Genomic DNA, 24,581 nt, shown 5'->3' with positions numbered 1-24,581 from the left:
CGGACTTCTTTGTGGGGGAACGTGCACAGTTGGCTAGACGTCTGCGGTCAACTTGGTATTTGCCAAGTCGCACGTTCGACAGGCTCAAGCGATGGATCAGATCGAATCGTCTTGGCTGGCTTCGGCTTCTCGCTGGCATGGTCCAGGCTCGGATTGGCTGGATGACCGCCGGTGGCTCGCGCCGCCGCGGGGCCGGAGGGGAATGTTGTGGGTCTTGGCCCAACGGTTCATGCTGGCGGTGCTCATCCCGGTCTCCCTCGCGAGTTCCGGAAGTGTACGTCGCTGGTTGACGTACTGCTCATGGAGCCATTCGTGGCCGATCGCTTTCGATGGCCTCCGCTGTGGTGCGCGCTCGATATCGTATTCGTCGAGCAGTCTGGTGATGGTCTGGCGACTGACGCCGACACGCTCACCGATGGCACGCAGAGTGCGATGCTCTTCTACGTAGAGTTGAGTGAGCAGTTCTTTCGGCAGCGCGGTGCGGGCTGCGTACCGTTGCTGACCAGTTGCGCGGCCTCGTGCCTCAGTTAATCTGCCGGTGGGGGCTGGATGGTTGTCCAGTAGGTGCCGGACCATGTCGAGGGTGGTTCCGAGACGATCGGCGGTGTCACTCAAGGAGCCGTGTCGACGCCGGACAAGGTCATGCAGGGCTGGAATGTCGATCAGGTCTGGATCGTGCCCGGGGAGGGCGAGACCGTCGAAGAGGTCGGCCGGCGGCTGCCAGTCCACGGGCTCGCCCTTGATGCGATGGCGGGCAAGGAAGTCTTGCGCGGCTTCGGCCAGGTGCTGCGCGACCTCCAGAGTGATATGGCTTCCAAAGTTCAGCAGTCGATCACGCGCATAGGACGTGCTGACAGCAAATGAGGCTGGCGCACGGTTCACTGGCAGCGTACTGATCTTCTCGAACAGAAGGCATCGCGCGAGCTGGACGCGACTCCGCCCGGGTGGGAATCCGGTGTTCCGGCAGATGTCATGCCATCGGCTGTCGGGGAGCAGGTCGCTGTAGTTAAGTCTCCGCCGGCGGTGGTAGTCGATCGGGCTGCCTTCGGAATCCAAATGATCGGCGAGCCGGGTCAAGGCGCTGAGGATGTCTCGCCAGCAGGGATGTGAGCGAAGCCTTTGGAGGATCCGTGAGGCGTCATGAGCATCGGGTACATCGCGGAGGAGTTCCGAGGCGTCGTGCAGGCTGTATCGAGTGCCGGGGAGGAGGAGCGCAGCAGACAACGCTGGCCGTAGTGCGCGAAGGGACAGGCGAAGATCTGGTCGTAGCCGTAGGGCGTACGCGGTCCAGAACATCGCCGGAACGCGGCTTCGCCGAGAACGCGAGCGTGGATCAGCGAATCCGCGAACCGGGTTCTTGGCGGCGACCCAGTACCGCAATTGGTCGCTCGGCTTGAGCAGCGGATCAATCGCAGAAATCTGCACCGCTCTCAGGGTTGTGCTGGTGCCACGCCCCCAACTGGCCATACTAGTCGGCGTCGCCGTGAGCCTGTCGTCGCGCAACCGTTCGACCAGCCAGCGTAACGATTCGCCTGCGGCGGGCACGGTGTCGCAGGCTAGGATCATCACCGAGGCGGTGGCTCCGACGGCTGCGGTTGCGGCGCCTGCCGGTGCCATGAAGCCACGGCGAGACGCGGTCCCAGGTGGGTAGGGGTTCTCCCGGTAATAGGCAGCCATCAGGTCTTCGGGAAACCTCTTAAGATCTGTGTATCTGGCATAGCTGAGGACGCGGCCGCCGATGGCGCGCAGATCGGCCAGCGCCGTCGATGCGGAGATCGGGTTGCTGGCGTACACGCCGAATGTGCCCTCGCTCTGCTCGATGAGATCGAGGATGACCTGTTGAGCTTGAATCACGGGGTGATCCGCGCGGAACTGCACTGAGCGTGCAGTCGATAGGTCAGCGCCGCAACGGGCTGGGTCACGGCCGGTCGCATCCGGTTCAGCTGGTTCGACGCAGTGGCCCGGCTGCGGCTGAGCCCACAAGGGATGGCGGCGTAGGACTCTGCGGCAGTCTGGGCATACATCGACCAGAAGCCGACGGTGGAGGATGCAGGCGAAAGACCAACCGAGCCGCCAGGAGAGTTGCCAGCGTCCGCCGGCGTGCGCGAGGCATTCCGGGCAGAACCGCGATCCTCTCTGGCGTCCCCACAGAAGCCAATGGTTCACTTTCCTTTGAGCGGTGTCGATGACGACCGCGCCGCCAAAGCGGTGCAACGTCATTGCCTCGATCTTGTTCTCTGATTCGCCCGTTGCGGCGGACACCGCAGCGAGTTCCGCTGGGAAAAGGAGCGTCGTCCAGTCCTTCTGCAGGTCTTGGGCGCTCACTTGCATTTCTGGAGAGCGATGCCCGAGGCCCAATTGAGGCAGCAAGCCTCCTAGCGGAGTGTGTAGGCGGTGCGCGATGGCAGTGAACCAGGAATCCAGGGCCTCCCCGGGCAGGGGGGCGACGCGGATCGGCAGCGTGCGTGGCCTGTTCATCCGGCGCGGCCGGGGGTAGCCCGAGCGGGGACGGTGGTGATCCGACGGGCGTCTATGGCGGTCTCCAGCTCGCGACGAGCGGCTTCCGCGGCAGCATCGGTCTTTACCTCGTTGAGCAGGTCCTGACTGAGGCGTTCGGTCTTGGTTCGGACAGCGCGCTGACAACCACGGTTGATCAAAGTCATCAACGAGCCGATATGTCCAGTGCTACGAGAGAACAGGTAGTCCGACAGATCATCGGACAACATCCCCGGTGACTTTGCGGCCAGCACTAGGCGTTGTTCTAAGGCAAGGAGCAGTTGGCGCCACTGCCGACGACCAGTCTCGGTATCGACCGCGAACGGCTGTACGTCCAATCGCGTGGTCCGCCGGCCGGTCTGCGCCAGTACAGCATCGGCATACGAATCGCCTTCGGCGAACAAGCCACGCGCCTCCAAACCAACGCCGATAAACAACATCGTCACTGGGAACTCATTGGCGATGTACTTGAAATGGTTGGAGACCTCCACCCCGTTCTTGGTTCGCCACTTCAGGAAGTGCAGGTCATCGACGATCAGCAAACGGACTTCGCACGAGACCATGCAGTCAAGAGCTCGACGAGCGAAGTCCGCAGTGGTGCCGGACGCGGTACCAGGGTGGGCGAAGAACCCCAGCATGGCGCGATTGAAGTCCTTCATCCCGGTGTTGCCGGTCAACCCGACCCGGCAGACTGGCCACCGCTCATGGCCTGCGGCGGTGTACTCGCCTTCGTCGGCGACCTCTCGACGGTGGAACTTTTTGGCGAACGCCAACACGGCGGTCGTCTTGCCCAACCCGGGAAACGCGTCGATCGCAATCGCGCCTTTGGCCTTGTCTCCGTCCTGGGCGTTGCTGTCGACGATGTCCCACAAGTCCTCGTGCAACTCAGCCAATTGAGGGGTCTTGATCGGCCCCAGGTTGGCGTGCCAGATACGCCGCTGCTTGTTGTAGTCGGCCAACGCAGCCGTGCTGAGCTGCCGCAGGTTCGTGCTGGTCAACGGCTCAGGCTGGGGGCGGGTCGGTGTGGTGACGAAGCTGCGCCAGCCTTCCTTACGTGCCAGAGTTAGGTTGTCCAGCCGCGCGTGGCCGTCCGCAGCCTTGTCTTCGCCCGACGCGGGTAGTTGACGGGTCGTCATTACACGTCCTCCAGCGCGTCGGCGTAGAAGTCGTCCTCGGTATCTAGCGCTTCGAGGTCGTCGGCGTCGTCATCGCCCATTTCCGCCACCGGTTCATCAACGGTGTCCGGCGCCGCGTCGCCTGCGGTCGGGGTGGCCGCGAGCACGCGGGCCACCGACGGCAACGTCGACACGGTCTGTTCGGGTATGTCCTCGGGGAGGTCGATCGTGGCCCGCTCGCGGGACAGCCGCAGCGCCATCCGCCGTTCTGGCAGCGTCTGGCCCAGCCCGACGTTCCACCGCTCGAACAGGTCAGCGACCGCGATCTTGTCGTCGGGGTAGGTGTATTTGGCCGCAGCCAGCTTGCGCGCGAATTGCAGAGCGTCCCCGCTCAGCGGCATCTCCAGTGACGGGGCATGCTCCCACCTCAGCGTGTGCCATTTGTGGGTCTCGTGGTCCCGGAAGTAGACACGGGTGATGTCATCGGGATTGACCTGAATCGGCCAGCGTCCTCTGGCCTTCCCGGTGTAGGGGCTGGTCTGGTTGTCCTTGCCCTTGAGGATCGAGCCGTTGTAGCGGCGGCCGTCGATCTCGACCCCGTAGTGCTGGATCGTGCGCCACTCGGTCTTGAGGAACTCGTAGCCCAGGTCCGGGTCGCGGGGGACTTCGATGTAACCGGCTCGGGCGATGCCGTGTTCGAACATCGTGGCCGGGGACATGCGCAGCTTCGGCAGGTGCGGATCAACGAGGCTGGTGTGCGGCTTGTGGTGATAGACCGTCGAAACCCATTCGCGAATGATCGCTTCCAACTCGTCGAGAAAGAAGAACGCGTCGCCCTCGGGGCTCAGGCCGCGCGAGTGGACATCCGGTCCCTTGTAACCAGGCAGAGCCTGCAACAGAGCCTCGCGCAGGGTGCGGAAAAATCGCTCCACAGGGCCTTTGTCGCGACCCGTCCGCAATCGCGCTGGCTGGATCGAGATCCCCATCCGGCAGCACACGCTGGTCAAATGCTCGGACACGTAGATCTTGCCGTGGTCGACCACGATCGTCTCCGGCACCACAGCAGGCGATGAGACACCAGGCCGCTCGATCGCGGTGGTGTCCAACAGCACCGACCGGGGGATGCCGTGTTCTGGCCAGACCGCGTGAGCGGGCCAGTCCCGCCCGGTCGGAGGCGGCCGAAACGCCTGATAGAGCACCGAGGCCGCGTCCACCGACTTGGTCGACACGGGTGTGAGCCGCAGTCCCACGATGCACCGGTCGTACCAGTCCATCGCGACGGTCAGTTCGGAGTTGATCCATCGCAACGTGACCGGGTCCAACGCGAACACGTCCAACCGGGTGGTGTCCATCAGCACGTATTCACCGGGCCGGGTCGGCCGCAGCTTGCCATACGCCTCATCCGAGCGGTCGGCGATATCCCGGTTCCGCTTCGTGCTCAGCCGGAAGGTCGGATGCCGCCGTTCCAACTCCTCCAACACCCGAAACGCCGTCGCCCGGCTCGGCAGTTTCACCACATCGGGCCCGAACCGCACGACGACCCGGGCGTTGGTCCGGTCGATCACCATCGTCCGGGACGGCTTCGATTCGGCGGTGTGCTCGACCATCACCTCCAATGCGATGTCCACCCACCGCTGGTCAACGCGGCCCGCTGCGCTGTTTCTCGTGAGATCCTTCTTGGGGAGCAGGCCGGCCTCGCCGTTGCCGTGAAAGTCGGACACCCACTGCTGGACGGTTCGCATGGTGACGTTCAGTTCTGCTGCCTTGGCCCGGTATCGGGTCGTCAACGGCAGGCTTGGCTCGAACTCCGGGCGGGGTTCGCCCTCTGCGGCAAGCTCGGCCATGCCCAAGCGGTACCCGGTTAAGACCTCACGGACGTGTGCGGCCCGTTCCCGTAGTTGCTGTCGCTCGGTATCGGTCAGCTCGGCCAGCAGCACGCTCGCCAACTCCTGCGGGTCGTCGGCGGAAGGCCCGGGGCCTGCCGGGATGATCCGAGCACGGTCTGAGGTCAGCAGCTCCCGCACGGACACTCGGATGATCCGCTGGCTGGCGACGTTCTTGAGCACGACTTCGTTGCCAGCCGTGGTTGCAAGCAGCTCGGCCACCTCGACAACCTCGCCGTCGTAGGAGAAGCGCGTGCCGACGCCCACGCGTACCGCCGCGTTGCTCACGCCGCCTTCCTCAGCACGTGGTTGCCGCTCAACGGGTGGGTCAGGTCGGCGGTGAAGTGCTGTTGCCAAAGCAGATGCAGGACGGCGGATCGCACTATCGCTCTCGGTTGATCCGGGAGTGACTGGCACGCCGCTGTCAACGTGGTGCCGTCGAGATCCGCAGCGCGGAGTTCAGCGAGAAGCTCGTGATCGAACAACCAATCCCGTCGATACCCGGCCAGGAATCGCAGGTTCTCCAGTTCCGCGTGCGGTGGCTCGCTCCACACCTCATACCGCCAGCCACGTGATTCCACCGCCTGCCGGGTCCAGCCGAAGACGAACATGTTGTCCGGCTTCGTAACGCGCGACTGCGGCTTCACATCGACCACTACCGGCCCGGTGCTGGTCAACAGCAGGTAGTCCGGGACATGCTTACGCGGCGCCCCGGCGACTTCGGCGCGCAGCAGGAATGGCTGGGCCAGGATGCGCTGCACGGACCTGTCGAAGTCCGCGAACAGCAACCGCGCCAACTCCAGCCGAGACTCATAGATCACCAGATCGCGTTCGGTCGCCGACCAGAAGCTACCCGAATAGTGCCGCTGGCCCCTGTACCAGCGGAAGGTCCGCCACGGCGATGCCGAAATCACCGAGTCCAGGCCGACCAATGTCCATGGTTCGGTTCTCTCCGGCGTGGCCTCCGATGTCTTGCCGGACACCGAGTTCGCGCACCGGTAGCTGACCGTCATCGAAGTCGGGATTTCTGCGGCGACAGCCATGCTCCTCCGTCCCATCGACACGACCACACGCAGCCGTGGGCGGAGGCACCCTCGCACCTGCCCGCGTATCGGAGCCGAGTTGTGCCGGTGTGTCGGGGACGAACACCCGTATAGCCCACATTGAATCCACCCATACAGCCGAACGACAGGCCCCGGGCTTGTTCGGGGCTGCGACGATGGATGAGGTGGGCAGTGCAGGTCATGGCGGCCGGTGGCCGCGGCGTCGGTAGTGGCTAGCGCAGGTTTGGTGTTGGCGACGTCGGCGCCAGGTCGCCTAAGCGGCGTTGGTGCTGATCGGTACGTCGATGGCGTCCCGTGCGACCACGATCCCGTCCTTGATGATGTAGCACTCGACGATGTGCTCGCCACGGAAGCTGGTCTGCTCGTGCCGAGCGTTGCCGGCACTGTTGGGCGAGTCGATCTCTCCGCGGATGTTGTTCCGACGCTCGGCCTCGTCTCCGCGGTTCAGCACCTTCCACTTCACTTCGTACGGGTACGAGACGCTGCACTCGGTGATGGTGAAGTCGAGCTCCTTGTTCGGGAGCAGCAAGGTCTTGCTCTTGAGCATCTCCCGGAGTGATGCCGGTCGCCATCCGTTCTGCGTGACCTTGCAGTCGATCGCGACCGACTCGCCAATGTCGACGGGGTACCGGCTCTCGATGAACTCCTCGGTGTCCTTGAACGAGCGGGCGGACTTGGTGACCTCCAGCGGAACCGCCGACCCGAACACCTCGCGCCATTTCTTGTTCGCGGAGGCTTTTCCCGTGTTGGCGATGGCATCGAGGCAGCGGTTGTACGCCTTCTTCGCCTTCGGCTGGAACCGCTTCTTCACGCTGACCCGCTGGTTGCTTCCCAACGCGAGGTAGTAGTCCTGGTCCGGCTCATTCATGAGGAACTCGAAGAAGTCCCTGGCCATGAAGTCGAACCAGAGGCTCCCCTTGTCGTCATACTCGGACGTGGCAGAGAAGAACCGGTAGACGAGCGTGTCGATGAGCAGGCCGCCCATTGCCACGCCGTTCGCGTTCTTCCACGCCCGGGCCATCCGAGCGAGGTGGCGCATGTTCGTCGATGTACGGTCGTTGCAGTCCTTCGTTGCAGCGATCTCCTTGCGCGGCTTAGTGACCTTCCAGCCCTCGGCCTTCGTGTCGGGGTAGTCGAAGCTGCCATCGCTGTTCTCGAACGCCGGCTGCACCTCGAACTTGAACTTGTTGCTCGTGAACTGCACGCGCACGACGCACTGGTCGACGCGTATGTTGGTGTTCGGGTACCGCGCGGTCAGATCGTCCCGAACACGGTTGAGCATCCTCCGCGGTCCCGTCTCGCTGCTGTAGTTCGAGCGCAGGTTGGTCGGGAGGATGTAGATCATGTCCAGGTCCGAGATGCCGCGGATCGCAGTGTGCCGGCCGTAGGAGCCGACCATGAGCCGATTCGCCGTTGAGCCCTCGACCGACCGGAAGTCCTTGTTCAACGCCTTCGTGATCTCGTCGCGGCGTGCGGCGACGGTGGTGCTGGCATCGCCGACTTTCAGGTTCTCGAGCAGGGCATCAAAGATCTCGTCTACCTTCATCGTCCCGCCTCACCTTCATTGAGACGAAGCGCCTCTGGGAGGAACAGGTCGATCTCGCGGGAGGTGAAGGTCAGCTCCTCGTTGTTCTTAAGCCCGTTCTGCGCCCGGCCGTAAGCCTTGGACGTGGTCCGGGGCGCGTCGGCGTAAGCCGCACGCGTGGCCTCCTGGAGCTCGTCGCGGCGCACACGAGCATCCGCAGGCGCCGTCGCACCGGACATCAGGTCGGCGATCAGCGACAGGTACGACTCGCGTACGTCCCACAGCCGTGAGGCGATTTTGCGGTGGGCCTCAGACTCCTCACTAAACTTGAAGCTCTTGGAGGCGAGGCTCAGTGCGCTGACGACGAGGGCGATGAACGAGGTCGCGAGGCTTGTCAGGACCTGGTTGCCCAGCACGCCGAGCACGGACGCGAGGAACGTGCCGGTGCTTACAGCCGTGAAAGCAACCAGCACACCCTGTTGCCACCGGTGTCGCCTGAAGCAGATGTCCGCTTGCTTCTCGTGGGTCTTGTGGCTGTAGACCACCCGGCCGAACGCCTCGCGGACCTGCGCGAGCAGGTAATCCTCTCGCTCCACCTTAGCTGCTGGCTCTATCGCCACTTCTCCCCCGCTGCGTACTCGACCAAGAGGTGGTCTTGCCGGTGGTGATGGAGCCGCTGTAGATGTCGAAGATGGGGCCAGAAGGGTTCGGAACGGGCATGGGGGCTCCTTCTAGTCTCAATGTCACTTCATTTATGAAGTGCAGATGAAGTCGGCTTTGAGAAAATGAAGTCAAATTTGAGAACCTACAGTCCCGCCCCTAGTCGTGTGACAGGTCGACGAAGCGGCTGTAGTGCAGCTGGTGCGCCACGGTGATCGTCGCCGTCGGCCCGGCACGGTGCTTCGCGATGATCAGATCCGCCTCGCCCGCCCGCGGGTCGTCGCGCTCCCAGGCGTCGGGGCGGTTGACCAGGATGACGAGGTCGGCGTCCTGCTCCAGCGAGCCGGACTCACGGAGGTCGGACAGCATCGGGCGTTTGTCGGTCCGCTGCTCGGGACCACGGTTCAGCTGGCTGATCGCGATCACCGGGACCTCGATCTCCTTCGCCAGCAGCTTCATCTGCCGCGAGAACTCCGAGACCTCCTGCTGCCGCGACTCGACGCGCTTACCCGAGGTCATCAGCTGGAGATAGTCGAGGACGACGAGTTTGAGGTCGTTGCGCTGTTTGAGCCGCCGGGCCTTCGCGCGGATCTCCATCATCGTCATGTTCGGCGAGTCGTCGACGAACAGCGGTGCCTCGGAGACCTCGCTCATCCGGCGCGCGAGCCGGGTCCAGTCGTCGTCGGACATCTTACCACCGCGCATATCCGCCAGGCGGATCCGAGCTTCGGCCGAGAGCATGCGCATGACGATCTCGGTCCTGCTCATTTCCAGCGAGAAGATGACGCTGGTCAGACCGTGTTTGATGGACGCCGAACGCGCGAAGTCGAGTCCCAGCGTCGAGTTGTGGGTCGGGACCATCGATCGCCCGGCGAGGTACAGGTGGTCCGGAGCGTCGACCTCCACACACCGCACCGGGACGGACGCCACGGGGCGGACGTCCACGACGTAGCGGAGGTGGGGCCGGACGCGGACGTTGGTGAGCCGCTCCTTCTGCTCCAGATGTTTCCGCTGCAACCAGAACACCCGGTCCTGGGTGGTGAAGCCGAGGATGTACGCCGTCGAGGTCTCTTCGCTGCGCCCCTTGACCCTCTTGGTCGTGAACGCGCAGCGGTACCCGAGGCTGACGATCAGTTCCCGGGTCTGCTCGGCGAGCACCTTGCTCGTCACGGCGAACTGAACCGCGCCGGAATGGGTGACGGTGCCGTCGGTGTCGAGCAGGCCGGCCAGCAGCGCGCGGCGTTGCTCGACGGATGCCCGCAGATACTCCACCGGGATGTGCTTGTTCCCCAGCACACCCAACGTGCGGAGAATCGCCTGCACACTGCCGTGTTCGTTGCGGCAGGCCTGGCAAAGTCGCATACCCGACGACGGGCGTCCGCAGTCGGGGCAGGTCGGCGCGGGCACCGGGGGGCTCTGTAAACGCACCTTGCCGCCGCAGGAACGGCCGCATGTCCGCACCTGGGAGGTCTGGGGAAGGAACGGTTCGCCGCATACCTCGCAACGGCGGTATTCCACCGGGTCCGGCGGAACCAGCCGCAGGGTGTACGACAGCTCGGCGTGGCGTTCCACCAGGAGACCGGCTTCCCCTTCCAGGTAGCAGATGATCTCCGGGTCCGCCGTCGTGAAGCGTGCGCTCGCCGAATGGCCGTCGCCGAGCCAGGCGCCGAGCGCGTAAGGGTGAAGCGGCAGTTCGCGTTCAGGCAGTTGCAGCGGAGCCGTGGTCGCGATGGAGTGGTTGGCACGTCCGTCCGCTGTTCGGCAGCGCAGCGTGGCCGCCAGCTCCTCCGTCGTGCGCACCTCCGGGGCTGACCGACCTGAGCGGCGGGACGACCTCGTGTCGGTCAGCCACTGGTGTTCGGCGTCCGCGAGGAGCACCGTGCCGTCCGAGAACTCGACTTCGTAGCAGGGACGGCCCTCCATGACCTCGGTCGCCGCGACCACGGTCGTGGGGCGGCCGTTCGCGCCGATCAGCCTGTCGCCGGGCTGGACCTCGCCCATGGTCGTCCAGCCGTCGGGAGTGGCCAGTGGGGTGTCCAGGGCGAGCGCCTTGCCGACACCGGGCCGGGCCGCGACGATGATCATCTGACCGGGGTGCAGGCCGTTGGTCAGATCGTCGAAGTCGGCGAATCCGGTCGGGATGCCCTGCGACTGGCCGCCGCGCGACGCGATCGCGTCGATCTCGTCCATGGTCGGCTGGAGCAGCTCTTCCAGCGCGACGTAGTCCTCGCTGGTGCGCCGCTCGGTGACGTCGTAGATCGCGGCCTGCGCGCGGTCGACGACCTCGTCGATGTTGGCGCCGTCGGCCGCGGCCGCGCCGTAGCCGTACTGCACGATCCGGGTGCCCGCCTCGACCAGGCGCCGCAGCACCGCCTTCTCGGAGACGATCTCGGCGTAGTACCCGGCGTTCGCCGCCGTCGGCACCGTCGCGATCAGGGTGTGCAGATAGGGGGCGCCGCCGACGCGGCCCAGCTCGCCTCGGCGTTCCAGCTCGGCGGAGACGGTGATCGGGTCGGCGGGTTCGCCTCGGCCGTAGAGGTCGAGGATGACGTCGTAGATCGCTTGGTGGGCCGGGCGGTAGAAGTCGTCGGGGCCGAGGGCTTCGATGACGTCGGCGACGGCGTCCTTCGACAGCAGCATGCCGCCGAGCACGGATTGCTCGGCCGCGATGTCCTGCGGAGGCTGGCGGTCGTACTCGCCGCCACGCGGACCGGGGTCGCTGGGACCCGGGTCGGACTCCGCGTACATCGGATTGCGGTCGTCGGTCAGCGCCACCGCTGCTGCCACCTCCTCAAGACATCGAACACGCGTTCGATTATGCCAGAACTTCCCCGGTCGATCCGCCCGTGCCCGTCCGCCCCTCCCGCGGCTTCGGGCCCTCCCCTGTCTTCCCCTCCCCGGCCGGTTGACCACCACGGTGTGTACCGGCCCGGCGGGCACGCTAGGCCCCCCGAAAGGACGAGCGCAATTTCGCCTGGGGACCGCCCTGTGGACAACCTGGGGATGACTGCGGGCATCCCTTCACAGGTGGCCGAAACCCTGTGTACAACTTGTGGGCAACGCTGGGATGGTCTGACAAAAGCGCTGGTCAGCCCCTGTGGAGAGACTGTGGAGAACTTTATTCACCTCGCGACGGCGTGTCGGGCAAAACTCGTCGTTCGGCGTGTCGCACGCGGGCGCACAGGGGTGCCCTGTGGATGAATGCTACGGAGGGTAGAAGGGTGACCCGCCGGGCTGAACGGGCCGGAAGTCAGGACGCGAACAACCTGCCCTGTGCGCTCCGTAGTCGTTCCGCGAGAACCTGCTGGTCGGCGGGTGTGAAGGCGATCCTCGGCTCGCCACTTCCCGGTACCTCTTCGGTCAGCCACCGGCCCTCGGTCGTATCGATGTAGTTCACCGGGCGTTCGATCCGCTGCCGCGCGCCGCTCCGGCCGCGGGCCGCGACGTAGAGGCTTCCACTCCCCAAACGGCGTAGCGCGAGGATGCGGCGAAGCTCGTCGGCCTCCTGGCTCCCGGTGCTCTGCCGCCCGCTGCGAAGCACCTCGAAGCCCTCGTCCTGCGCTGTCGACGACGAACGCGGAGCCTCGACCTGACTCTTCGGGACGGCGAGCGGACGGCCGCGTCCCGGCGCGAGCTTCGGGATCTGGTCGAGGAATTCGGTGAGCAGCTCTTCGGGCCGCACGGAGGCCAGCGCGACACCGTCGTGCTCGCTGTGCCGGGCTAGCACGAAACCCTCGCCGCCGGCGCTTCCCGCGAGCAGGCTGAAGCTCAGCGCCTTGCCCTCGAACCCGCCGTCGACCCAGCCGTAGTACTCCAGCGCCGGCCTGGCGATCGCTTCGAGCGTCGCCTTGAAACCGGGGTGCAGTCCTCGTGCGCCGAAGAGGCCCTGGCTCGCCAGTTCCTCGTTGGTCCGCTCGTCCTCGGCCCGCTGCGCGTCCTCGTCGTACCAGGTCGGCGTCTCCGACAGGATCGTGTGCGGTTCGCCGCCTCGGCGGCGGATCAGCGTGATGAGGGTGCCGGTCGTGATCGTGACCTGTTTGTCCAGCACCGGAACTGCCCCCTAGTCGTTCTGTTCGTCCAGCCCGGAACAAGACAAGCCGGGCGCGGCCCCAATCTTGGCACGCGCCCGGCCTGCTCGTGATAGCTAGTCCTTCGTCGGTGAACCCGCGACCGCGATCGACGTCGGCAGGGCGCGCGTTGGCACTCCCAGTCGCCTTCCGCGGTGCAGGCGCCCTGCCACCGCGATAGCGGGGCCTGCGGCCGAGGCGGGTTCAATTCTGTGCCGTATTCCGCCATAGCGCCGGCTCCGCCCCGACACTTATTCGCCGATCACCGGCGGTGCGGTGAGTTCGTCGGTTCCGAAGATCTCGTTGGGGTCGTCGCCGACGAGGAATTTGGCGCTGCGCTCCTCGTCTTCGCCGCCCTTCCCGCGGGCGCCACCGGCTCCCATACCGCCCATGCCGCCCATCATTCCGCCCGCGCCGCGGCCCGCTCCGGATCCGGCGCCACCGGCGCCGCCGCCCATGCCGGCGCCGCCGCCCATCGCACCCGCGTTGCCGGGCAGGGCCGCGCCACTTCCGCCACCGGGACCGAAGCCGCCACCGGGACCGAAGCCGCCGTCCGGGCCGAAGCCGCCCGCGCCGGGGATGTCGGTGCCGCCGAAGCCACCGCCACCGCCGCCTCCGCCGCCACCCGGGCCGAAGCCACCGGCGCCGGGGATCTTCGGCGGGGTGTAGCCGGACGCGTTCGTCCCGTCGTCCCAGGACGGCGGCTTGTAGTTGCTGCCGGGGATGTTCGGGTTGTACTGCCCGCCGGGCAGGTTCGAACCCGGGAGGTTCGATCCGGGAAGGTTCGACCCCGGCAGGTTGCTGCCCGGAAGGTTCGAGCCGGGCGTGCCGATACCCGGCATGTTCGAACCGGGGATGTTCGGCGTGCCCGAACCGGGGATGCTCGGCATCGAACCGGGTGGCGTCGAGATGCCCGGCATCCCGTTGTGCCCGTTCCGGTCGCCCTGGCCGTTCCCGTTGCCGTCCTTGTCCTTGCCGTTTCCGCCGCCGCCGTTGACGTCGACGTTGGTGTTCTGCCCCTCCATTTTGCTGTAGGTGGGCAGCTTCTTGCCGTTCTCGGAGCTGGCCTTGAAGTACTCGTTGAACGCGTCGACATTCGCTTGACCCTTTTGGTTGTAGTCCCGGATCGCGCGGTCGGTGTCGGTGGTCCACGGGGTGATGGAGTTGAGCAGGTTGTTCTTCGGCGGTTCCTTCGGGACCTGCTGCACCTTCGCCTTCACCGTGGTGAAGGCGGTGTTCTGCTCGCCGAGGTACTTGTCGGAGTCCACCAGCTTCTTGCCGGAGTCCTCCATCCACGCCCGCAGCGGATGCGCGCCCGACTGCTGCGCGGCTTCGGCGCTCTTACCGGTCCAGGCGGCGTCCATCTCCTTCGACAGGTTGTCGATGGTGGTCAGCCTGTCCTGGTAGCCGGCCTTGAGCCGGGTCGCCGCGGCCTGGCCCTCCTGGATCGACCCGGTACCCGGACCGGTGACGATCTTCTCCCAGATGTTGTAGCAGTCGATCTTGCGATCGCCGCCGGACGCTTCGAAGTCGCCGGATTTCGTGGTCGCCAGGTTGTAGGCCGAATACCCGGCGATGATCGGCAGCAGGAACACGTGTCAGCCCTCCTTCAACGTCTCGATCATCGCTTCCCCCACTTTGAGCGCGACCGGGCACGGATCACTCGCGCCGGGTCCGTTGTCGTACTGCACCAGGATGTTCACGGAGAGCTGGTCGGTCACGCCGACGAAAAGACCGCATTTGCCGTTCTTGCGGTGGTCGAGCGACGCGGCGTACACCGCCGGGTAGCCCGCGACCTCGGTCGGCTCGAAGTACTCGTTGTTGGCCTTCGTGTCGTAGACGTCGCTCAGGCCGTTCTTGTTCGCGAGCACCGGGCTGATCTCGATCTGGTTCAGCTTGTCGTCGGCGGCGAAGATCGAGCAGCCCGGTCCGGCGCTCGTGGTCCGCCGCTCGCCTTCGCCGAGACCGAGTTCGGTCCGCTTCGCCGCGGAAAGCGCGGCGCAGGCGTCGCTCTCGATCGACGAGGTCTTCAGCGGGTTCGACACCTTGGGCGCGGAGCCGGACGAGCCGCTCGACTCGCTCGAGGCGCCGGCCCCGGTCGTGTAGGAAGGCTCCGACGAGGCGGTGCCGTTCTTGGTGCCGGAACAGCCGGCGACCAGCGCGCCCGCGGCCAGGAGGAGAACGAGGGAACGTCGCATCACACGGCCTTGTGCTTGTTGAGCGAAGCCTGCGTTTCGGCCTCGTTCGTGGCGATCTTCTGCTTCGCGGCGGTCAGCTGGTCGATGTAGTTCTTGACGTAGTCCTGCATCTTCTGGTTCTGCTCCAGGAACGCCTTGCCCGACGGGTTGGCGAGCTTCTCCCAGTCCCCGCTCGCGAACTCCTTGCCGGGCGCCTTGACGTTCGCCATCAGGTTCGCGTCGGCGTAGTCCCGCTTGAGCTCGGCCTGCAGGTCCGTCCACTTCTTGATGATGCCGTCGATCTTGTCCTTGTCGAAGGTGAACCCGCCGCCGCCTCCGCCCGACGCCGGCTTGTCCGGGTTGGCCGGTGCGGACACCGAAACCTTCTCCTGCCGGTTCTGCTCGGCGTTGCTGTCGTAAGCCATTGCGTCCAGATCTCCCCGTGCCTCGACGTCGAGTCTCGATAATGCCTCGATCCCCAGTCAAGCTTAAGACGTGGCCTGATGGGGTGCGGTTCCCCGTAAAACAAAGGGCGGGACACCTCCGGAATGGAGACGTCCCGCCCTGTGCCGAAGCGGTGTTACTTGGCCTTGACCTCGAGCCGCACGTCGACGCGGACGTCGGGGTGCAGACGGGCGCCGACCGAGTGCTTGCCCACGGTCTTGATGTGGTCCTTCAGCTCGATGACGCGCTTGTCGAGCAGCGGGCCGCCCGCGGCCTTGATCGCGTCCACGATCTCGGCGGTGGTGATCGAACCGAAGAGCTTCTTCGAGCCCTCGGCCGCCTTGCCGCTCAGCTGGATGGCGCCGAGGCCCTCCAGGGTCGCCTTGATCTCCTTGGCGTGGTCGAGGTCGCGGATGCGACGGCTCTCCTGCGCCCGCTTGATCGTGCGCACGTTCTTCTCCGCGCCCTTGGTGGCCACGATGGCGTAGCCGCGGGGGAGCAGGTAGTTGCGTGCGTAGCCGTCCTTGACCTCGACGATGTCGCCGGGCCCACCGAGGTTGGCGACGTCGGTGGTGAGAATGATCTTCGCCATTGACGTGCCTCCTTAGCGCGCGGTCGAGGTGTAGGGCAGCAGCGCCATTTCGCGTGAGTTCTTGACCGCGATGGCGATGTCACGCTGGTGCTGGCTGCAGTTGCCGGTCACCCGGCGGGCACGGATCTTCCCGCGGTCGGAGATGTACTTCCGAAGCAGGTTGGTGTCCTTGTAGTCGATGTTCTCCGGGCGGCCCTTCTTCTCGGCCTTGCAGAACACGCAGACCTTCTTCTTGGGCTTGCGGATGGGTGGCTTGGCCACGGTATTACTCCTGAATTTCTACGTAGTGGTTGTCTCGAGGCGTCTCGCGGAGCTATTCGCCCGCGGTGGACGCCGGATCAGAAGGGCGGCTCGTCGGAGAAACCGCCGCCACCGCCACCGGCGGGCGGGGCGGAACCCCACGGGTCGTCGGCGGGCGGGGCGCTCTGGCCACCGCCGCCACCACCGAAGCCGCCGCCACCGCCACCGGTGCCACGGCTGACCTTGTTCACCTTGGCGGTGGCGTAGCGCAGCGACGGGCCGATCTCGTCGACCTCGAGGTCGACGACGGTGCGCTTCTCGCCTTCCTTGGTCTCGAAGGACCGCTGCTTGAGGCGCCCCTGCACGACGACTCGCGCGCCACGCGTCAGCGACTCGGCGACGTTCTCGGCCGCCTGACGCCAGATGTTGCAGCGCAGGAACAGGGCCTCGCCGTCCTTCCACTCACCGGACTGACGGTCCAGCGTGCGCGGGGTGGACGCGACGGTGAAGTTCGCGACCGCCGCACCGGAAGGGGTGAAGCGAAGCTCCGGGTCGGACGTGAGGTTGCCGATCACCGTGATGACGGTGTCTCCAGCCATCGGGAAAGTCCTTCGGCTCAGGCCTTGGCGGCGGCGGTCGCGGCGCGCTTGATCTCGCGGCGCATGACCTTGGTGCGGAGCACGGTCTCCTGCAGCGAGAGCTGACGGTCCAGCTCCTTGACCGCTTCCGAAGTCGAGTTCAGGTCGAGGAGCGCGTAGATGCCCTCGGCGTGCTTCTTGATCTCGTAGGACAGCCGGCGACGGCCCCAGACGTCGACCTTCTCGACGCTTCCGCCCGAAGTGCGGATCACGTTGAGGAAGTTGTCCAGGGTCGGGGCCACCGTACGCTCGTCGAGCGTGGGGTCCAGGATGACCATTACCTCGTAATGGCGTGACACAACCACTCACCTCCTATGGGCTCGCGGCCACGGACTGTCCGTGGCAGGAGGGTTTGTCCAGGTAAGCGTACCTGGCGGTCAGGAGACGCGGCGCAGGACCCAGGTGCGGACCAGCGCGGCGGTCACGCCGGCGAGCACGAGCACCGCGAGCAGCATCGGCAGCTGGACGTCGCCGCCGGGCATGCCGTCGGTCGCGAGCGCTTCGGCGTTGCCCGCGTTGCGGACGTCGGGACCCTGCCCCGCCTGGCCCTCGGTGCCGTACTGCGGGGCACCCTCGCCGGGGAGCGGGCTGTTGGCCGGGTAGCGCACGCCCGGCGCCACCGCGACACCCGGCTGCGCGACCGGCAGGTTGCCGTAGTCGCGCGGCGGGGCGTAGCCGGTGCCGTTGTTGCTGCCGCCGGGCAGCAGGCCCGGCGAGGACGGGAGGCCGTGGGTGCCGCCGCCGTTGCCGCCCTGCTGCGGGGCGGTGGTGCCCGGCGCCGGCAGGGTGGGCGCGACGTAGTTCGTGGCGACCGTGGTCAGCCCGCAGCTGCCGGCGACCTTGTGCTCGATGGAGTTCAGCGTCTTTTCGGGGTTCAGCCCGAGGCCCCAGGACTTGGTGTCTTTGACCGCCTGGCGCACGGCCGCGCCGATCGCCTTGCCGTCGACCGAACCGCCCGCGGCGTTCGGGACCGCGCCGACGTTGATGGTGTTGACCTTCGCGATGTCGTTCGCGGCGACGTCGTACAGCGCCAGCGTGCCCGCTTCCCGCGCGCCCGCCCGCACCAGTTCCTTGACCGAGGTGCCGGTGATCGCGACGGTGTCGCCCATCCCGCCGTTCACGGTGCCGCTGCACGCGTTCGCCAGCGTGGTGGCCGCCGAGGCGGTCCCGGCCGTCAGGAGCGCGCCACCGGTGACCATGGTCGCGAGTGCGGTGACGGTGAGCGCCTTGCGGGTGGTCTGCCAGATGGTGGTCTTCCGCACGGGCGCGATCCTCCGGGTCGGTGGGGGCATGAAGCAGTGCATGAGGAATCACTGCAACGGGGATAACGAGGGAGTGATCAGAAAGATACTAGGCGGTAGGACTAACTTGTAGCGGCCATTCGGCGGAGGACCCAGGTGCGCACGAGGCCCGCGCTGACTCCGGAGAGTGCCAAAACGGCGATCAGCAGCGGCAGTTTCCCGTCCTGAGTGAATCCGTCGCTCACACTCGGTAGCGCTTCGGCCTGTCCCGCGTTCTGGACGTCCGGGTTCCCGGGCTGGTTCTCGGTCTCGATGCCGAACTGGGGCGCGTAACCCGGGATCTGGCCGCCGTACCGGAGGCCGGGCGACGGGCTGAAGAGACCGGCCGTCGCCATCGGGATGGAGCTGTAGTCGCGCATCGGGGCGTAGCCCGTGCTGATGCCCCACGGCAGGCCGCCGAAGTTCGGGGTGAAGGTGCCGGGCAGGAGCGGGCTGTTCGCCGCGGGGATGCCGCCCGCCGGGGCGCCGCCCTGCGCGGGAGCACCCGGTCCGCCGGTCTGCGGACCGCCGCTGCCGGGTGTTCCGGGAGCGGGCTTCCCCGGCTGGGGCTGGGTTCCGGGAGCGGGCTTGGCGCCACCACCGGTCAGGGCTTCGTGGGTGCCGCTGACGGCGCCGTTCAGCGCTTCCGCGGCGGGTGCGCCGACGACCGGGACCGGCGCGACGACGGTGTTCACCACGGTCACCGTCACCTTGCAGACCGTGCCGAGCAGCGCGTTGATCGTCCCCGTGAGCACCCCCGACACCGGTCCGGCCTGGCCGAGGTTGAGCGGGATGCCGAGCAACGGGGTCTTGCCGAGGATCGTGTCGCCGGTCTTCGCGGTCACCGAGCCGCCGCAGGTGGCGGTCTTGGTCTCCGCGGCGGCGGCCGTGCCGGGCATGGCGAGGGCGGCCGAGCCCGCGAGAATGAAGGCCGACGCACCCAGGGCCGTCGCCCTCCGTGTCCGTTCGCGCATGCCTTCGACTCCTCCGTCGTCGGGGTCACCTACCCGGACAACGACGCTAATGGAGACAAGTAACGCCCGCTCACTCGAAGAGGTCAGGCATTCGAGTGGAAGCGGGCGTCACTGACGGTGAAATCAGGCGGGCTTGCCCCGCAGCCAGGCGCGGACCAGAGCCGCGGCGACGACGGCCAGCGCCAGCACCGCCAGCAGCAGCGGCAGCTTGGCCGGGGCGACCGGCGCCTGGACGGCCTGCGCGTTGCCGGTGTCCTTCTCGTCGACGGTGGGCGGCGGCACCTCGCCGGGGATGATCTCGGTGATCACCGGCGCCTGGACGAAGCTGCCGGGCAGCAGCGCCGCGTTGCTGATCAGGCCGGCGATCGAGTCGCCGCCGATGCCGGTGGAGGAACCCGGGGCGGTCTCGACCGGGAGTTCGCTGCCCGGACCACCGGGCTGCCCCGGCCCCGGCTTCGGGGGCTCGGGCTTGGGCGGCTCCGGCTGGGGCGGGTTCGGGCCGGGCGGGATCTCCGGGACACCCGGGATCTCCTCGACGACGCCTTGGGTCAGGTTCCCGACCGCGTTCACCGCGCCCTGCGCCGGTTTGCAGACACCCTGCGCGACGAGGTCGCCTGCCGCGTTGTCGGTGAGACCGGTCGTCTTGACCAGATCGCCGACCGGCAGCGAAAGCAGGGGCTTCCGGCCCTCGGCGGTCTTGGCCTTCGAATCGAGGCCGACCGTCAGCGCTTCGGACGAACCGAGCGGGGCACCCGCGTCGAGAACGAGACCGTCGGCCGACTTCCCGTTCTGCAGCGTCGACGCGCAATCACCGGAAAGGGTCGGGCTCGGTTCCTCGGCGGCCGTCGCGGTCATCGGGAACGCGAGTCCGGCCGTGACCGAAAGCGCGAATCCCCAAGCCGTGATCCGCCCGGCAGTCTTCCCCATCGAGTTCGTCCTCCGCCCCTCAAAGACCCACGCGGTTTAACGGAACGCGCTCACGCTACCCCACGAGCGTGACCATCCGGTCCGCGACGGCGAAAAACCCGCGAGGGTAAGTTGCCAGCATGAAAATCGGTGCCCATGTCCGCGACGACGATCCCCTCTCCGCGGTCGCCGAACGCGAAGCCGAGGTCCTCCAGTTCTTCCTTTCCGACCCGCAGGGCTGGAAGGCTCCCAAACCCCACCCGCACGGCGAAGCGATCAAGGAATCGCCGGTCGAGGTGTTCATCCACTCGCCGTACCTGATCAATGTGGCGTCGATGAACAACCGCATCCGCATCCCGTCGCGGAAGAATGTCACGCAGCACGCGAACGGTGCCGCCGCGATCGGCGCGAAAGGGCTCGTCGTGCACGGCGGCCACGTCGGTTCCGGGGAAGACGTCGAAGAGGGCCTCGTCAACTGGCGCAAGCTTTTCGAGCGGGAACAGGAAAAGGGCGGCTTCGCCGTGCCGATCCTGATCGAGAACACCGCGGGCGGCGACAACGCGATGACCCGCGACCTCGACACGATCGCCCGGCTCTGGGACAAGGTCGGCGAATTCGGCGCGGGTTTCTGTTTCGACACCTGCCACGCGTACGCGGCGGGCTGGGATCTGACCGAGGCGGTCAAGAAGGTCAAGGCCATCACGGGCCGGATCGACCTGGTGCACCTCAACAACTCGCGCGACGAGTTCGGTTCCACGCGGGACCGGCACGCCAACGTGGTCGGCGGCGACGGCACGATCGATCCCGAGGTGCTGGCCGCGGTCGCGGCCGAAGCGGGCGCTCCGGTGGTCGTCGAGACCCCGTCGGACGGGCAGGCGGCGGACATCGCCTTCGTCCGGGAGCGCGTCGCGTCCGCCTAGGGCTACTCGCGCGGGAGGCCGTTCCCTCTCCAGCGGGAGGGCCGGGCGCGCCGATCGAGGAAGGCTCGATTCCAGCCGGGACACACCCGGTACTGGAGGGAAAGCCATGAAGCTCAAGGCCAAGATCGCCGCCGTCGCAGTGCTCGCCGTCGCCGCGGGAACGCTGGGGGCGACACAGGCGACGGCGACACAGGCGGCGGGGTCCGCGGTCATCGGGTCGGCGGGCGGGCCGCTGACGTTCCCCGCTTACGAAGGCGAGCCGGTCCGATTCGACTTCGCCGCTTTCGGGGAACCCGGGAAGTCTTCCGGCCGGTTCCACGTGAATCACCTGACGAAGGACGGCAAGCTCGTCGCCGATTTCGAGGGCAAGGTCGACTGCGTCTCGCGTGATGGCGACCTCGCCGTCCTGACCGGTGTGATCGAACGCGCCGACATCCCCGCCTTCCCGGTGAACGTGGTCGGCCGCCGCGTCGGTTTCTCGGTGCGGGACGTGCCGCGCGGCCACGACCGGATCGGCTGGAGCTGGGGGTACGGCGGTTTCGAACAGGACGTCCTGCCCTGCACCGGCCCGGTGCCGTTCTTCGAAACGAGCACGGGCGGCTACCTCGTGCGTTGAATCGGCTTGACCCTCACGCGGCGGGAGGGTCGAACCTGTGCCGCATGAAGAATCGGACCGTGTACCGGGCGGAGGACGGCGAGCACGTCGGCTACGTCGTCCCCGCGCCGGAAACCCGTTGGCAGGCACTGACCGTTTTCGGCTACCCGCTCGGCGGGCCCGCCGCCTTCGACGACTCCGTCGCGTTGCTGGAGGCGGAGGGCCTGGCGATCCTCGCCGAGCGCTGGTCGGTCAGGCACGGCGAAGGCTGGTTCGCCTGCAGGCTCGTCGAGACCTCGCCCGAAGCCGTCGTCGTGCGGATCGAAGACTTCGGCGCCGAGGACTTCGGCAAGCACATCAGGCTCGAACGTCCTGGACCTGAGGTGTTGAAGCGGGCTTGACCGCGCGCAGGTCGGGGGCGCCGTCGAGGAATCCGCCGATCGGATCGTCGTCGTCGGCGAGGCGGACCGGGTCTTTGCGCGGCTGGTAGACGTCGCGGATCACCAGCGCGCAAAGGCCGATCACCGCCAGATCGCGGATCACGACGGCGCCAAGGAACCAGTCCTGCGGCAGGCCTTTGTTGTCGACGCCGAGGTAGTACATCATCCGCGGCGCCCAGACCAGCGCGTCGAGGACCATCCAGCCGAGCAGCAGCCGCCAGCGCGGGATCGCGAGCACCGCCAGCGGGACCAGCCACAGCGAGTACTGCGGGCTCCACACCTTGTTGGTCAGCAGGAACGCGGCCACCACGAGGAAGGCGAGCTGGCCGAGCCGCGGACGGCGCGGCGCCTTCAGCGCGACGTAGCCGATGCCGGCGCAGGCGGCGAGGAAAAGCACCGCGACGACGGCGTTGAGCACGACCGGTGTCTCGCCCGTGGCGAGCTTCCCGTCGAATCCGGTCCAGCCGGAAAGGTGGGAGATCACGTTGTAGAGCGAGTCCGGGTCCATCGGGCGCACCGTGTTGAGCCGGAAGAACTCCCACCAGCCGGTCGGCGCGGCGAGCGCGAACGGGACGTTGACCACGACGAACGTCGCCACCGCGAGCCCGGCGGTGAGCGCCCACTGTTTGACCTTGCCCGCACGCAGGCACAGGAAGAGCAACGGGATCAGCAGGAGCAGCGGATACAGCTTCGCCGCCGCGCCGAGCCCGAGCAGGAATCCCGCGACCTCGGGCCGCCGCCGCGCCCACGCGAGCAGCGCGGTCGCGGTGAACGCGGTCGCGATGGCGTCGAAGTTGGTGAAGACGTGCACCAGCACCAGCGGCGAGATCGCGACCAGCGCGGCGTCCCACGGGCGGCGTTTCAGTGATCGGCCGGTCGCCCACACCGTCACGAGCCAGGCCAGCGCGAGCCACAGCGCCGAGATGTTGAAGTACACGGCCACCGGGAGCGCGCCGGGCAGCCAGCCCGCTTCCGCGACCGAGAGCCAGGCTTCGGTGAGCTTCGCGTTGATCCACTGGAACAGCCCGGTCGCCACCGGGTACTCCATGTACCGCGTGGTCTCCTTCGCCGTTCCTTCGTTTTCGGTCCACGAAGTCACGTACGGGAACGTGTCCGGATCGTTCAGCCGCTCGGAGCTGTAGAGCGGGACGATGTCCGAGTAACACATCGCGACGAACGGGCGGCCCGCCCGCCAGTCGAGCTGGTGGGTGCCGGAGTCGTCGGTGTACTGCTGGATGCACGACGCCTTGCCGAACCACGAGAGCACCAGCGCGAGGCAGGCCAGCAGCAGCCCGACCCGCTGCGGTGACCAGAACCAGTGCCGCCCCACGGCCGCGTGCTCGCCGAGCGGGCCGCCGATCGGCCGGGTCGCCGCGGCCACGAGCGGTTCGTTCCAGCTCGGGATGACCCGCTCGCCGGGGGTGAGGGAGAGCGGAGCCTCGGGCTGGGGCGTCTGGTCGGGCACGTGGCGGATGTTAGCGCCTATCCGGGTGACCACCCGGTGATGTCGCCGCTCTCGTAGAACCCGGCCAGCACCTCCGCCGCCGCGCCGAACGCCACGACGTCGTCGCCCATCTCGTCGAGATCGACCTGGATCCGTTGCCAGTGCGGCAAAGGCAGGAGCTCGCGCAGGCGCGCGGCGACGGTGTCGCGGTACACCTCGGGCGCCGCGCGGACCGAACGGCCGGTGAGCACGACACGTTCGAGGTCGAGCACCTGGACGAGGTCGGCGAGCCCGATCGCCAGCAATCCCGCCGCCTCCTCCGTGGTCGCCGCCGCGTTGTGCAGCACCTCCACGCAGCCGCGGCGGCCGCACGCGCAGCGCGGTCCGTCGAAGGCGAGCGTCGTGTGCCCGAACTCGCCGGCGTTGGTCCGCGGCCCTCGGTACAGCCTGCCGTCGATCAGCAACCCGACGCCGATCCCGGTCCCGACGAGCACGACGGCGGTCGCGGCCTGGTCGCCTTCCGGCCAGTGCTGGGCGAAGGCGGCGGCGTTGGTGTTCTTGTCGAGCCGCACGGGCAGCCCGGTGCGTTTCGCGAGCAGGTCGCGCAGGGGCACGTCGTGCCAGCCCGGCATGTTCGTGGCGTCCCGGACCACTCCTTCGTGGTGATCGAGCGGGCCGACACTGCCGACGCCGAGGCCGAGGACACCCTCGACGCCGTCGAGCAGCGCTTCGGCCGCTTCGCCTAGGGCGGAGACGGCCTCGGCGGGGGTGAAGCCCGGGTTCAGCGGGCCGCCGCGCGACGCGACGATCTTGCCGGTCAGGTCGGTCATGACCACCCGGAAGGAGTCCCGGTCGAGCTGGGCGCCGAGCGCGTGCCGGGCGTCCGCGCGGACGCGCAGCAGGGTGCGTGGCTTGCCGACACCGGTCGCGGGCTGGCGTTCTTCGTCCAGCAGGCCGGCTTCGAGCAGTTCGGGGACGATCTTCGAGACGGCCTGCTGGGTGAGCCGGGTGCGCTCGGCGAGTTCGACGCGGCTGAGACCGCCCGCGCGCAGGATATGCGTGAGCAGCAGTGTCCGATTGTGCTGGCGCAGGCCGCGCAGATTGACCCCGGTCTCCGGCAT

The 24,581-nt window shown here is 67.2% G+C and carries 23 protein-coding genes; 3 read left to right on the top strand and 20 right to left on the bottom strand.

Annotated features, from left to right (window positions below; genetic code table 11):
- Positions 1–96: 96 nt before the first annotated feature.
- The 18 genes from DMC61_RS01665 to DMC61_RS01580 form a co-directional block, all read right to left on the bottom strand.
- On the bottom strand, positions 97–2,478 hold the full coding sequence (locus DMC61_RS01665) for a TniQ family protein (RefSeq protein WP_125686252.1): 2,382 nt from the start codon (positions 2,476–2,478) through the stop codon (positions 97–99).
- Complete coding sequence (locus DMC61_RS01660) at positions 2,475–3,632, bottom strand: AAA family ATPase (protein ID WP_125686251.1); 1,158 nt, start codon at positions 3,630–3,632, stop codon at positions 2,475–2,477. The genes DMC61_RS01665 and DMC61_RS01660 overlap by 4 nt, the downstream gene beginning before the upstream one ends.
- Entirely contained in the window at positions 3,632–5,782 is a 2,151-nt protein-coding gene (locus tag DMC61_RS01655; protein ID WP_125686249.1) for a Mu transposase C-terminal domain-containing protein, read from the bottom strand. Before DMC61_RS01655 ends, DMC61_RS01660 begins: the two co-directional genes overlap by 1 nt.
- Positions 5,779–6,537 (bottom strand): TnsA-like heteromeric transposase endonuclease subunit, encoded by a 759-nt coding sequence (locus DMC61_RS01650; RefSeq protein WP_199749865.1) that lies wholly within the window; start codon positions 6,535–6,537, stop codon positions 5,779–5,781. Before DMC61_RS01650 ends, DMC61_RS01655 begins: the two co-directional genes overlap by 4 nt.
- 274 nt (positions 6,538–6,811) lie before the next feature.
- Positions 6,812–8,104, bottom strand: coding sequence for a nucleotidyltransferase (locus DMC61_RS01645; protein WP_125686247.1), 1,293 nt, complete (start codon positions 8,102–8,104; stop codon positions 6,812–6,814).
- Positions 8,101–8,679 carry an SLATT domain-containing protein gene (locus DMC61_RS01640; RefSeq protein WP_125686245.1) on the bottom strand — a complete coding sequence of 193 codons (579 nt, stop codon included), beginning with the start codon at positions 8,677–8,679 and terminating at the stop codon, positions 8,101–8,103. The genes DMC61_RS01645 and DMC61_RS01640 overlap by 4 nt, the downstream gene beginning before the upstream one ends.
- 223 nt (positions 8,680–8,902) lie before the next feature.
- On the bottom strand, positions 8,903–11,518 hold the full coding sequence (gene dnaB, locus DMC61_RS01635; protein ID WP_199749890.1) for a replicative DNA helicase: 2,616 nt from the start codon (positions 11,516–11,518) through the stop codon (positions 8,903–8,905).
- A 475-nt stretch (positions 11,519–11,993) separates the two neighbouring features.
- Positions 11,994–12,791: an ESX secretion-associated protein EspG gene (locus DMC61_RS01630; RefSeq protein WP_125686243.1), complete on the bottom strand. Its 798-nt coding sequence runs from the start codon at positions 12,789–12,791 to the stop codon at positions 11,994–11,996.
- A 270-nt stretch (positions 12,792–13,061) separates the two neighbouring features.
- Positions 13,062–14,405: a PPE domain-containing protein gene (locus DMC61_RS01625; protein WP_125686241.1), complete on the bottom strand. Its 1,344-nt coding sequence runs from the start codon at positions 14,403–14,405 to the stop codon at positions 13,062–13,064.
- Positions 14,406–14,408: 3 nt separating this feature from the next.
- Positions 14,409–15,008, bottom strand: a complete 600-nt coding sequence (locus DMC61_RS01620; RefSeq protein WP_016338291.1) for a DUF3558 domain-containing protein — start codon at positions 15,006–15,008, stop codon at positions 14,409–14,411.
- On the bottom strand, positions 15,008–15,412 hold the full coding sequence (locus DMC61_RS01615) for a hypothetical protein (RefSeq protein WP_063274122.1): 405 nt from the start codon (positions 15,410–15,412) through the stop codon (positions 15,008–15,010). Before DMC61_RS01615 ends, DMC61_RS01620 begins: the two co-directional genes overlap by 1 nt.
- A gap of 155 nt (positions 15,413–15,567) precedes the next feature.
- Positions 15,568–16,023, bottom strand: coding sequence for a 50S ribosomal protein L9 (gene rplI / locus DMC61_RS01610; protein WP_005168124.1), 456 nt, complete (start codon positions 16,021–16,023; stop codon positions 15,568–15,570).
- Positions 16,024–16,035: 12 nt separating this feature from the next.
- On the bottom strand, positions 16,036–16,284 hold the full coding sequence (rpsR, locus tag DMC61_RS01605; RefSeq protein WP_005168122.1) for a 30S ribosomal protein S18: 249 nt from the start codon (positions 16,282–16,284) through the stop codon (positions 16,036–16,038).
- 77 nt (positions 16,285–16,361) lie between these two features.
- Positions 16,362–16,862, bottom strand: coding sequence for a single-stranded DNA-binding protein (locus DMC61_RS01600; RefSeq protein WP_125686239.1), 501 nt, complete (start codon positions 16,860–16,862; stop codon positions 16,362–16,364).
- A 17-nt stretch (positions 16,863–16,879) separates the two neighbouring features.
- Positions 16,880–17,200, bottom strand: a complete 321-nt coding sequence (gene rpsF, locus DMC61_RS01595) for a 30S ribosomal protein S6 (protein WP_016338288.1) — start codon at positions 17,198–17,200, stop codon at positions 16,880–16,882.
- A gap of 78 nt (positions 17,201–17,278) precedes the next feature.
- On the bottom strand, positions 17,279–18,163 hold the full coding sequence (locus tag DMC61_RS01590; protein ID WP_125686237.1) for a hypothetical protein: 885 nt from the start codon (positions 18,161–18,163) through the stop codon (positions 17,279–17,281).
- Between the two features lie 101 nt (positions 18,164–18,264).
- The gene (locus tag DMC61_RS01585) at positions 18,265–19,155 is read right to left on the bottom strand and encodes a hypothetical protein (RefSeq protein ID WP_125686235.1); all 891 of its coding nucleotides are present in this window, start codon (positions 19,153–19,155) and stop codon (positions 18,265–18,267) included.
- A gap of 123 nt (positions 19,156–19,278) precedes the next feature.
- Positions 19,279–20,082 (bottom strand): hypothetical protein, encoded by an 804-nt coding sequence (locus DMC61_RS01580; protein ID WP_125686233.1) that lies wholly within the window; start codon positions 20,080–20,082, stop codon positions 19,279–19,281.
- Between the two features lie 119 nt (positions 20,083–20,201).
- On the opposite strand from DMC61_RS01580, the gene DMC61_RS01575 reads away from it, so the two are divergent.
- The 3 genes from DMC61_RS01575 to DMC61_RS01565 all read left to right on the top strand — a co-directional run bounded on the left by DMC61_RS01575 (position 20,202) and on the right by DMC61_RS01565 (position 21,977).
- Complete coding sequence (locus tag DMC61_RS01575) at positions 20,202–20,981, top strand: deoxyribonuclease IV (protein WP_016338284.1); 780 nt, start codon at positions 20,202–20,204, stop codon at positions 20,979–20,981.
- 106 nt (positions 20,982–21,087) lie between these two features.
- Entirely contained in the window at positions 21,088–21,597 is a 510-nt protein-coding gene (locus DMC61_RS01570) for a hypothetical protein (protein ID WP_016338283.1), read from the top strand.
- A gap of 44 nt (positions 21,598–21,641) precedes the next feature.
- The gene (locus DMC61_RS01565) at positions 21,642–21,977 is read left to right on the top strand and encodes a hypothetical protein (protein ID WP_125686231.1); all 336 of its coding nucleotides are present in this window, start codon (positions 21,642–21,644) and stop codon (positions 21,975–21,977) included.
- Here DMC61_RS01565 and DMC61_RS01560 read toward each other — a convergent pair.
- Positions 21,934–23,481, bottom strand: coding sequence for a glycosyltransferase family 87 protein (locus DMC61_RS01560; RefSeq protein ID WP_125686229.1), 1,548 nt, complete (start codon positions 23,479–23,481; stop codon positions 21,934–21,936). The two genes, DMC61_RS01565 and DMC61_RS01560, sit on opposite strands and share 44 nt — an antisense overlap.
- 17 nt (positions 23,482–23,498) lie before the next feature.
- Positions 23,499–24,581, bottom strand: a complete 1,083-nt coding sequence (locus tag DMC61_RS01555) for an ROK family transcriptional regulator (protein WP_125686228.1) — start codon at positions 24,579–24,581, stop codon at positions 23,499–23,501.

The organism is Amycolatopsis sp. WAC 04169, assembly GCF_003947535.1.
Lineage (GTDB): Bacteria > Actinomycetota > Actinomycetes > Mycobacteriales > Pseudonocardiaceae > Amycolatopsis > Amycolatopsis keratiniphila.
Note: the sequence above shows the minus strand (reverse complement) of the source record. Positions and strands in the feature narration are given on the sequence as shown.

Coding starts and splice junctions, on each gene's coding strand:
- DMC61_RS01665 (WP_125686252.1), bottom strand. CDS start 2,478: ATGAACAGGCCACGCACGCTGCCGATCCGCGTCGCCCCCCTGCCCGGG.
- DMC61_RS01660 (WP_125686251.1), bottom strand. CDS start 3,632: ATGACGACCCGTCAACTACCCGCGTCGGGCGAAGACAAGGCTGCGGAC.
- DMC61_RS01650 (WP_199749865.1), bottom strand. CDS start 6,537: ATGGCTGTCGCCGCAGAAATCCCGACTTCGATGACGGTCAGCTACCGG.
- DMC61_RS01645 (WP_125686247.1), bottom strand. CDS start 8,104: ATGAAGGTAGACGAGATCTTTGATGCCCTGCTCGAGAACCTGAAAGTC.
- DMC61_RS01620 (WP_016338291.1), bottom strand. CDS start 15,008: ATGCGACGTTCCCTCGTTCTCCTCCTGGCCGCGGGCGCGCTGGTCGCC.
- DMC61_RS01615 (WP_063274122.1), bottom strand. CDS start 15,412: ATGGCTTACGACAGCAACGCCGAGCAGAACCGGCAGGAGAAGGTTTCG.
- rplI (WP_005168124.1), bottom strand. CDS start 16,023: ATGGCGAAGATCATTCTCACCACCGACGTCGCCAACCTCGGTGGGCCC.
- DMC61_RS01600 (WP_125686239.1), bottom strand. CDS start 16,862: ATGGCTGGAGACACCGTCATCACGGTGATCGGCAACCTCACGTCCGAC.
- DMC61_RS01585 (WP_125686235.1), bottom strand. CDS start 19,155: ATGCGCGAACGGACACGGAGGGCGACGGCCCTGGGTGCGTCGGCCTTC.
- DMC61_RS01580 (WP_125686233.1), bottom strand. CDS start 20,082: ATGGGGAAGACTGCCGGGCGGATCACGGCTTGGGGATTCGCGCTTTCG.
- DMC61_RS01575 (WP_016338284.1), top strand. CDS start 20,202: ATGAAAATCGGTGCCCATGTCCGCGACGACGATCCCCTCTCCGCGGTC.
- DMC61_RS01570 (WP_016338283.1), top strand. CDS start 21,088: ATGAAGCTCAAGGCCAAGATCGCCGCCGTCGCAGTGCTCGCCGTCGCC.
- DMC61_RS01565 (WP_125686231.1), top strand. CDS start 21,642: ATGAAGAATCGGACCGTGTACCGGGCGGAGGACGGCGAGCACGTCGGC.
- DMC61_RS01555 (WP_125686228.1), bottom strand. CDS start 24,581: ATGCCGGAGACCGGGGTCAATCTGCGCGGCCTGCGCCAGCACAATCGG.